We start from the raw sequence: 10,331 nt of genomic DNA, 5'->3' as shown, positions 1-10,331 counted from the left end.
AGGGGGCGGGGGCAGTGCGAGGCGATACCCGGGGAAAAGCATGCCAACGGCGTGGTGGAACCTGAGCGCCGGGAACTACTACACCGATTCCGGATTATCAGACTCTGTTGACCCCCTGTTTGGGTCCAGGTGCTCGTCCCCACCCCGGCGGGGTAGGTGTCGGGTCCGGAGTTCCCTAGTGTCATGTCAACGACGAATTGTCGCAATAGTGCATCGTGTCATCTTATTTTAGAGATTTTTGGAACGTGCCAGGATGGGCACTCTGGTCTCACGCGGGAGAGCGCGATGTTCGGTATAATCCCCTGCAACGCCCCTTCGCGCCCTTCGCGGCTTCGCGTGAGGGGTACTAGAGAGTACCGAAGTCTCACGCGAAGCCGCGAAGACGCGAAGAGAGACGGGAGATCTCTACGTTGAAGATGACAACAAGCACGAGCACGCCCATATCCGACGTTGAATGATTGACTCGGCACTAGGCTCACCCGTACTGTGGACCGTGGTGGACATCGCCCCGGGGGGGTGGGGACCGGGGAGGGGTTCTCCCCTCCCCGCACGAGGCACGACCCACGAAACCCCTGTCCCCGGGCAGTGGACCGTGGTGACTCTTCACCCCGCCGGGCGACCCTCGATCCCGCGGATCGCCTCCCGGAGCGTCTCGAAGACCCCGTCGTCATCAGCCGGCGCCTCGACAAAGCGGCCGGTATCGGTGAAGTAGAGGTATGCCCGGACCGGCTCGCCCAGGATCCCCTCCGCTGCCCGGCGGTAGACCGCCATCTGGAGGGCATGCTTCTGAATCTTCGCCGGGAGGCTCTCCTCGTCCACCCGGCCGGTCTTGTAGTCGATGAGGATCCAGGTGCCGTCCGGTCGCTGCAGGAGCCGGTCGATGAACCCGGTAAAGACCACCCCGCCGACCCTGGCCCGGAACGGCACCTCGCAGTAATCGCTTCCGGCACCCTGCACCATCGGCGACCCCCGGAACTCCTCGTAGAGCCGGGCGTACTCCCGGGCCAGCCCGGCGTCGTCGATCCCGTAGCGCCGCAGCACCGCCGCCGGGTCGCGCCCCCGGAAGACCTCGTGGATGATCAGGCCCCGGGTCCGTGCATCGTCCTCCCTATCTTCCTGCCCGCGGAGGAAGCCCTCGATCTCGCTGACCGAGTAGACGTGCTCCTCCGCCGGGAGCGCCGCGGGGGGCAGGGGGCGCTCTGATGCCGGACTGATATCCTCAGGGACGGTGAGGAGGACGGGTGCGGCCGTCCTGACCTCAGCCGGTATCGCGTCAGGCGCGGTGCAGACCCCGATCCGGAGCGGCCGATCCTCTCCCGGCGGGAGAACCTCGACCCCGCCCGCCGCGTAGACATCCTCGCAGAGGCCGAGGCAGCAGGCGAGCCAGTCGGTCCTGGTCCTGCACGCCGCAACACTCTCCGGCACCGCATCAGGCAGAACGCCGCAGAGGACCAGGTGGTCCCGTGCCCGGGTCAGCGCCACGTAGAAGAGCCGCTTTCGCTCAGCCTCGTCCTTCTCCCGCGCCTCGTCCTTGAGGACCGCGAGAATGGGCGTATTCTCACGCTCGTGGTCGTTTTCGGGGTTTGCGATCCTGACACCGAGGCGCAGCCCCTCCTCGACGATGATCGTGGAGGTATCAGGGAGCGGCGGCTCCGAGAGGTCGGGGACGACGACGACCGGGAACTCAAGCCCCTTGGATGCGTGGACCGTCATGACCGCGACAGCCTCTGACGACGCAAGGTCGGGCTGTGCCTCCCCCTCCCGCTCTTCACCGTCGATGCAGAGTTCAAGTTCCCCGACGACCTCACCGAGGCTGCTCCCGCCCTCCTGGAGGTCCCGGACGATACCGATGAGCTTCTCGACGTTCGCGATGATCTGCTCCCCTTCCGGCATCCCGCCGTAGACCGCGTAGACGCTAGACTCGGTGACAATCCGGTTGAGGAGTTCGGCCGGCCTGAGCCGGCGGGCGACCCCCTGCCAGGAGGCAAGGAGGGCTGCCGCCGCCGCGACGTCGGATTTCGGCGCCCCGGCGGCAAACCGCCGTAACCGCTCCAGGAGCGTGGCTGAGCGGGGGCCCGAGTCTGCGACGGCAAAGAGCCGGGCATCGGAGATCCCGAAGTAGGGCGACCGCAGGGCGCCGTAGAGCGCCACATCGTCACGTTCGTTCTCGAGGATTCGGAGGATATTGTAGAGGTCGTAGACCTCCTGCCGCCGGTAGAACCCGAGCCCGGCATAGACGTGGTAGGGGATGCCGTAGCGCCGGAGCGCCCACTCGTAGTAGATGAGGTTTGTCCGGCGCTCAAGGAGGATCGCGATATCGCCGTACCCGGCCGGGCGGCGGTCGCCGTCCCGAACGATCGGCTTCTCCCCGGCCTCAACCATCCGCTGGACCTTCCGGGCGACCGCCTCTGCCGACGCCCGGCGGCCGGCATCCCTGGGTTCTGTCTTCGGGCAGAGGAGGATCTCGACCGATCCGGCATCGCTCGTCCTGCTCGCCCGCAGCGGCTCGTAGGCAAACTCCCAGGGCCGGGCGCTCCCGGCCATCAGGGCGGCGAAGATGTAGTTGACGAACCCCACGACCTCGGGCGTGCTCCGGAAGTTGACGTCCAGCCTGACCTCCTCACCGCCGAGCCTCTCCTCGATGACGTCCCGCGTCCGTTTGAACTGGGTTACGTCAGCGTCCCGGAAGAGGTAGATGGACTGCTTCGGGTCGCCGACGACGAAGAGTTTTCCCCTCTCAGCCGCAAGCCCCCCGAGGATCGCGGCGATGATGGCGGCCTGGGCCGGATCGGTGTCCTGGAACTCGTCGACCAGGACGAACTCAAACCTGCTCCGGAAATGCGCCTCAACGATATCGTCGCGGTCGCGGAAGAGGCGGCGGGTAAAGAGGATAAGGTCCGAGAAGTCAAGCGCCCCCCGCCTCGCTTTTGCGGCGTCCACAGCCTCCGCGAAGACCGAGAAGACCGTCCCCAGACTGTGGAGGAAGTCGAGCGTCGCCCGCGTGAAGGCATCGTCAGGGTCGATGGAGAGCCCGAAGGTTCCGGCGCGGGGTTTGGTGAGGTCATGCAGGGTCCGGTAGGCCTCCCGGACCGCATCAAGGTCCCGCTCGTCCCAGTTCCCCTTCCTGCCCATCCTGGCCGTGAACCGGCGGTCGTCGTTGATCGCCGCGACCGCGGCAACGGCGCGGCAGGCCTCGTCGCCCGGTCGCTCAGGCGCAAGCGACGGGAGGTACGGCTCGATGGCCCGGAGGTAGGCCATCGCCGGGTCGGCATCCCCCGGGTAGCGGGCCGCACAATCGGCGAGCACTGCGATGCTCGGGCGTGCGGCCGACAGGAAGTCCTGCACGACCTCCTCCTTGCGCTGCCTGAGGATCTCCTGCCACGCGGCAATCACCGCCCCCTCGTCCTGCTCGAGCGCGGCAAAGAACTCCTCTGCGGCCGCACGTTTCTCGTAGAGCCGGATGAGGTAGTTCTTCAGTTCGTAGGCGCCGATCGCCCGGAGGGTGCAGACCAGGGCGTCACGGCAGGCCTCGGGGGGTTCGCCGTGGATGAGATCGTCCATCGCCTCTTCCCGGAGCCGTCGAGCCTCCCGCTCATCGAGGACCGAGAACCCCGGCTCGACGCCCGCTTCAAGCGGGAACTCCCTGAGCACCCGGGCGCAGAAGGCGTGAAACGTCGAGATGTTCGCCGAGAGCAGGTCGTCGCGGACGGCGTCCCACTCAGGGCCGCTCTTCTCTGCAAGCGCGTCCCTGACCCGTTCACGCATCTGCTGTGCCGCCTTCTCGGTGAACGTCAGGGCAAGGATACCCGCGACGCCGCCTCCCTCCCCGGACTCGATCAGGTCGACGTACTTCCTGACGAGGACGTGCGTCTTCCCGGTCCCCGCACCGGCGGTCACGCACTTGCTCGTCCCGTGGTCGAGGGCGGCCCGCCTCTGCCGGTCAGTGAGCCCCATCGAACCCCTCCCCGCAGGATGAGAACTCCCGCAACCCATCAAACCTGCAGACCGTCGCAAAACCACAGTATCCCGGGCAGGGGCCGGCGTCCTGCCGCGGGGGGAACCGCCCGTTCCGTATACCGTGCAGGTAGTCTCTCACCCGGGCGAGGGAGGCGTCGACCAGCGCCCTGACGTCCTCGACGCCGCTGTTCCGGGTCCCGGGATAGACCGCAAAGTGGTCTTTTTGGCCCGCATCCCAGAAGACCGGCCGGGCCCGGACCTCGCCCCGCCGGACGGTGTAGTAGGCGCCGGCCGCCCCCGAGAGCCCGGTGAGGGTCTCGACCGCCCTGATGTAGAGCGGGAGCTGGAGGGCTTTTCCCGCCATGACGTCCGCAAGGTTCGGGTGCGAACTGCCGGTCTTGTAGTCGGTGATCATGAACGCCCCGTCGGGAGCGACGTCGATCCGGTCGATCCTGCCCCGGAGCAGGATCGTCTCCTCCGGTCCTTCGCCGAGCCGTATCGGAACTGCGTCGGTTGCCCCCTCCCCGACCGGGAGCCCGAACGAGAACTCAAACGCCCGGGGGGAGAGGGGCGATGCCGCAAGCCTCAGTTCGTTCTCGATGAACCGCTCAAGCAGCCCCCGACCGGCAAGCGGGGACCCGAGCAGGAACTCCTTCTCGACCGCCCACGCCGGGCTCCTGAGGCTGACCTGCTCCGCCTCCTCCCTCCCGATGGCAAGGATCCACCGGAGGGCTTCGGGGTGGTTCTCGTCGGTGAGGGGGCCGTGCCCGTCCCGCTTCCAGCCAGCGTAGAACCGGTGTGCTATCCGGTGGACGAGGCTCCCCCGCTCCCGGGCGGTCAGGTCGGGGTCTGGGGAGGCGAGCGGTTCAAGCGCGAGGACGTCTCCAAGGTAGAACCGGAAGGGGCAGTCCGCGTAGGTCTCAAGCGCGGTCGGCGAGTAGACGGCATCATCCCCGAACCTCGGGGTGAGCGCCGCCACGGCCTCAGGGTCGTCGCAGAGCACGCCGTCGTACGGGGAGTCGCAGGGACCCCGGCGGTGGTAGTTCTCGATGTTGAGCCTGCGGGCCGCTTCACGGACGGCCGACGGCGGGAGGATGGCGGCCGCCTCATCGAACCTGGCCCTGGCGATCAGCGCCCCGGCCTCTGCCGCCGCCGCGAGGCGTGATGCGCTGAATGACTCCGCGCCCCAAGTGCCGGGGGCTGCGGCATCCCTGACCGCATCGATGAAGGAGGAGCGTATCGCCGGGGCCCCGCCGTCGGCTGCCGGGAAACTGAGGCAGACCCGGTCCCGGGCGGCGAGGAGGGCCGCGGTGAAGTAGTAGCGCTCTTCCCGGAGGATATCGGCCCGCGACCGCGTCCCGAGCCGCCGGGTCTCAAGGTCGGTGGCAAACGGGAGCCGGGTCGTCAGGCGTGGCATCGCCCCCTCGACGAGGCCGGCGATGAAGAGGTGCGGGATGGTGAGGTGCGCCGTCTCCCTGATGCCGATGACCTGGACCGCGTGCCTTCTGTGGCGACTCCCGGAGCCCGTCCCGGCGACAAGGAGCGAGAGCACCGAGAGGAACTCAGCAGGCCCCACCTCCCTCTCCGGGAGTATCAGGGCCGTTGCCTCCAGTGTATCGAGGACCCGGAAGAATGCCGCCCGGTCGCGGGCCTCCCGCTCAAAGAGGACCGGATCGCCCCCTTCCGGCATCACCGGGCAGCCCCACCGGGCAAGGAGCGACCGGTACGCGGCAAGGTGCCCCGTGATCGTCTTTGCGCCCCCAAGGGTCAAAAGATCGGCAAAGAGAGCCCTGAGCCCCTCCCGCACCCCGGCGATCACGGTGAGCGTCACCTCGTGGCGGCGCCGGACCCCCTCCGGGGTGCCGGGCATCGCGATCTCCGCTTCAAGGCTCCCGGCAAGGAGTGCGAGCCGTTCGTCCCAAGCGTCGGCGCCCCCGGTGATCCGGGCCTCCCGGGAGAGGACGTCGACGACCGATCCCGCAGGGAACTGCTCCCCGATGTATGGGGAGTTGAGGAGGGCGACGACGTCCTCACGGCGGTATCCGTGGACAGGGACGGCGATGACGGCGAGGAGCGCCCGGGCAAGCGGGGACCCGATGAGCGCCGTCCCCCGCGAGGAGGCATACGGTATCCCGAAGTCGGGGAAGACCTCCTCCACATACGCCATCGCCGCCGGGAGGTCGGGGAAGGCAACCGCAATATCACCGGGCGGGACGCCGCCGGCGATGAGGTCCCGGACCTCCTGCGCAACCGCCCTGACCTCATCGAGCCGGTCCTTTCGGGCGGTGATGCAGATGTCCCCTCCGCAGTCCCAGGTTGCACGGCCGGAGAAGAGGCCGGCGATCCGGCTCTTTGCCGCAGAGCCGTCGACCACGTCCGGGCGGACCCATGCCCCGTCGTCGATGAAGACCGCGGGGTTGTCGGCCCACGGGACCACGTAATGGAACTCGGGAGCCCGCTCCCGGATGGCGAGGATGAGGTCCCGCTCGAGCGGCACCGGCTCGTAGAGCCCGTAGATGAAGACCGGGCCGGTGCGGTCCCGGCCGCCCCCGGCGAGCCACCGGGCGGCCCGGGCAAGGAGGGTGCTTTCATCGACGAGGTCGTGCTCGTCCAGGAACCGGAGGTACGCATCGAGGACAAGCCCGATCTCAGCGCTCTTTGCGCCCTGGAGGTCGCCGAGCGCCGCCGGATAATCCACCTTCCGCGTGGTGAGGACCTCAACGAGCGTCGCCAGCTCATTGACGACCCCGGACCCCGGCCGGTCCCCCCTGACGAGGAGCGGGAGGTCGGCGGCCCGGGTGGCGAGGATATCGGCGATGATGAGCCGGGACTGCGCCCCGGTAATGAGGCTCTCGGTCTTTGCGTGATCCTCAAAGACCCTCCGGGCGAACCCGGCAAGTGTGGTGACCGCGTCGCCGAAGATGGGCGTGCCTTCAGCGATGAGGCGATGAGCGATATCGTCGGCGAGGCGCGACGTCGGGACAATGAGAACAGTTCCCCCAGGGTCCCAGGCGGCGGCTTCCCGGAACCCCGCAATGACCTCATCCAGGCCTTCGCCCGGAAGACGGCGGTACAGGACGGCAGGACACATCCATCAATCTCTCCTGGGAAGAGATTACAGGGTTAACCCGGATGAGTGTTGTTATTTGGTTCTCGGGGCGGCTGCCGGGGGAACCACTGATTTTCGGATGTGGAGGATCGCCGGCCGCCCGCAGGAGGATGCGAAGGACGCAAAGGGAGGGTGCGACGCGGTCTCGCGCACTTCTGTGTGAGGCAACCCATGCTGCGTGGAGAAAACCGCCTTTCCCCCCGGCTCACCCGGGCAGTGGACCGTGGTGGCTATCACCCCCGGGGTGGGGGCAGGGGAGGGGGCAAGCCCCCTCCCCGCAGGCGGCGGAACTCGCAGAACCCCCACTCCGCCCGGGGACGATGAACTCCCGGAGCGAACCGGTCGGGCTCTCACCGATTGCCCCCCGACAAGGATCACGACCGTTTTCTGAGGAGGTGGACGATTGACCACAGACCGGTCAATAATACCCCAAACCGACGTTCGTCTCCTGAATTGGACGGTATCCTCACGAGTCTCCATACCGAACGTTAGCGCCAATGGGGCAGACCCCCTCCCGCCGTTGTGATAGCCACCACGGTCCACCGCCTGGAGCCAGGGGCCCGAAAAACCCGGTCCGCCGGTCCCCCACTTACTACACAATCCTGCAGTGCCCTCTTCCGTGTTTGGCGAGGTACTGCTGGTGATACTCCTCGGCCCGCCAGAACGTTCCCGCAGGCTCGATGGCGGTGACGATGGGGCGCCTGAACCTCCCCGAACGTTCCACCTCCTGCTTCGACGCCCGTGCTGCTGCCTCCTGCTCCGGGGTGTGATGGAAGATCACCGATCGGTACTGCGTCCCGATGTCGGGCCCCTGCCGGTTGGGCGTGGTGGGGTCGTGGATGCTCCAGAAGAGGTCGAGGAGATCCCGGTATGACACCTGCGCGGGGTCGTAGGTCACCTCCACGACCTCCGCATGCCCGGTCCTCCCGGTGCAGACGTCCTCGTAGGTCGGGTTCGCGAGAGTGCCCCCCATGAACCCCACCGCCGTATCCACAACGCCGGGCAGGTGCCGAAACGCCTCCTCAACACCCCAGAAACAACCTGCGCCAAAGGTGGCCTTCTCTGATGTCATGGCATGGTCTTCACCCGATCTTTTGCAAAAACCTATCGATGCTGCCCGTGGAAGGAAGATACTTATCTCCCATCGGCGATATCTACTCCCATGACTCTCGAATCTGATGCCGTAGAGACGGTTGCCCGGTTGATGGCACTCTCTGCACGCACCGCCCCGAAGGCACGGGGCACAGACGTGATCAAGACCCTGCTCGTCACCGGAGAGGATCGGCCGGTACTCGCACGGGCGATGCGGGAGTTCGGCGAGAAGCACAATGCGCCGTTTTTTATCAGGGATGCGGGCAACATCGAGGCGAGTGACGCCTGTCTCATCATCGGCGCGCTCCTGGCCGATGCCGTAGGCCTCGACTGCGGCGGGTGTGGGTATCCCACCTGTGCGGAGATGCTCAAAGCACAGGGTGAGAGACCCCATAGGGTCACCCCGTTCGGCGGCCCGAACTGTGCCGTCAGGATGGCGGACCTCGGTATTGCGGTCGGTTCTGCGGCGAAGACCGCAAGCATCCACAACGTCGACAACCGGGTCATGTACACCGCCGGCGTCGGCGCGCTCTCGCTTGGGTGGCTGGAGGGATGCGGCGTTGCGTATGGCATTCCGCTCCGGGCATCTGGAAAGGATATCTTCTTTGACCGCACACGGTAACCAGATACAGCATGGGCACCATGAAGATCAGGGGAGGGGATCTCGACCTCGTCGAGTACGAGTTCACCTCCTTCTCGCCCGGTGAGAATATCAGGCCGTGCGGCCTTCAGAAGGACTACAACCTTTCGCCGGTTTCCGGCATCGTCGTCGTTGATGCTCCCGCCCGGATCCACCTCACCGTGCTTGATATGAACCGGTTCTCCCCGGACCGCCCCGGGGGTGGCGGCATCGGGTTTGCCATCAGGACCTACTGCACCGCCAAGGTCGAGTGCACGGCGTCGGGACTCGAGATCGACTACACCCGTGAACCGATCCTCCGGCACTTCGTGGAGGTCTTCAGGCACGTCGTCGGTTACACCGGGGGATTCCGGGTTCGTGCGCGTGACCACATGCACGAGCATGTGGGGCTTGGGTCCACGAGCACCATTCTCATCGCGGTCGCAAACGCCCTCAACACCGCGGTGGGATCACCGCTGACCTCTGACCAGCTCCGCCTGCTCCTCGGCAACAACTTCGTCGAGGAGACCGAGGCCGGGAACGTCGCGTTCGGGTTCGAGACCGGTGTCGGCCCGGCAGCCAGCACCTACGGCGGGATGGCGGTGATGGGCGATGAACTGACGCTTGTCTACCGGCACGCCTTTGCGGAGGGGGAGCGGGTCTACATCGCCATCCCGCCTTCCGGCGTCTCGTCGGCGGGAGAAAAGGAGTTCGATCTCCTGATGAACAAGGCCCGGACCCTCGACTACCGCGACCGCACGTTGAAGTCGTATCTCATCATGATGGACCTCATTCCGGCGCTGGAACAGGGTGACCTTGTAAAGATCGGCGACGTGATCTGGGAGATCGAGTTCCGGGGTTCAAAACGCGCCGAGGTCGAGCACCACGGGTTTGAGCTCTACCGCTACATGGCGGCGCTCCGGAACGCCGGTCTCGAGTTCGTTGGCATGAGTTCGGTCGGCCCTTCCATCGCCATCATCACCGGCCGCCCGGAGGATGAGGTTGCGGCAATCCTCTCGTCGGTGGGCCTCAGGATCGCGATCGCAACAGAGGTCGACAACGAGGGGCTGAAGATCCGTGTGGAAGAGAGGGCATAGCGGGCTCCCGGGAGCCCGCTATCTCTTTGACTGCTCATTTTTCGTGAAAATTGGCGGTTCCCGCAGTCCCATCGTGTTCCGGGGAATGGCATCACGTTTTGGGCTTCCCTCATGTCCGCTAACGTCAGGTCTGGAGATTCACGAGGATAGCGCTCAATTCTGAAGACGAAGGGCGATTTGAGGTACTGTTGGTTGGTCTGCGGTCAATCGTCTTCCTCCCCGGAAAACGGTCGTGCTCCTTGTCGGGGGGCAATCGATGAGGACACGACCGGTTCGCTCTGGGAGTTTATCATGCCCCGGACAGGTTTTTCCCTGGGGAACGCCCGGGCGCTGCTCCCGCCCCCTAGTGGAGCATCTCATCTACTATTGTCCATGAAGACCTCCCCGGGTTGGCGACCGGGAGGCTCACCTGCTCTGTTCTATCGTGCCTCGAATCCGGCTTGTGCGGGGAGGGGGC

At 66.4% G+C, this 10,331-nt stretch carries 5 protein-coding genes; 2 read left to right on the top strand and 3 right to left on the bottom strand.

Annotation, left to right across the window (positions count from 1 at the left end; translation table 11 throughout):
• Positions 1–603: 603 nt before the first annotated feature.
• From BP858_RS06190 to msrA, 3 genes are all read right to left on the bottom strand, one after another.
• On the bottom strand, positions 604–3,954 hold the full coding sequence (locus tag BP858_RS06190) for a UvrD-helicase domain-containing protein (protein ID WP_286879123.1): 3,351 nt from the start codon (positions 3,952–3,954) through the stop codon (positions 604–606).
• A complete protein-coding gene (locus tag BP858_RS06185) occupies positions 3,941–7,048 on the bottom strand; it encodes a PD-(D/E)XK nuclease family protein (protein WP_286879122.1) in 3,108 nt (1,035 codons plus the stop codon). The genes BP858_RS06190 and BP858_RS06185 overlap by 14 nt, the downstream gene beginning before the upstream one ends.
• Before the next feature lie 610 nt (positions 7,049–7,658).
• A complete protein-coding gene (gene msrA / locus BP858_RS06180) occupies positions 7,659–8,138 on the bottom strand; it encodes a peptide-methionine (S)-S-oxide reductase MsrA (protein ID WP_074175373.1) in 480 nt (159 codons plus the stop codon).
• 90 nt (positions 8,139–8,228) lie between these two features.
• On the opposite strand from msrA, the gene BP858_RS06175 reads away from it, so the two are divergent.
• Together BP858_RS06175 and BP858_RS06170 are read left to right on the top strand one after the other, a co-directional pair.
• A complete protein-coding gene (locus BP858_RS06175; protein ID WP_062265413.1) occupies positions 8,229–8,780 on the top strand; it encodes a ferredoxin domain-containing protein in 552 nt (183 codons plus the stop codon).
• A gap of 11 nt (positions 8,781–8,791) precedes the next feature.
• Positions 8,792–9,874 (top strand): GHMP kinase, encoded by a 1,083-nt coding sequence (locus BP858_RS06170; protein WP_062265417.1) that lies wholly within the window; start codon positions 8,792–8,794, stop codon positions 9,872–9,874.
• Positions 9,875–10,331 lie beyond the last annotated feature (457 nt).

Origin of the sequence: Methanoculleus sp. UBA413 (genome assembly GCF_002502935.1) — an archaeon.
Classification (GTDB): domain Archaea; phylum Halobacteriota; class Methanomicrobia; order Methanomicrobiales; family Methanoculleaceae; genus Methanoculleus; species Methanoculleus bourgensis.
This window is presented reverse-complemented; position numbering and strand designations above follow the sequence as displayed.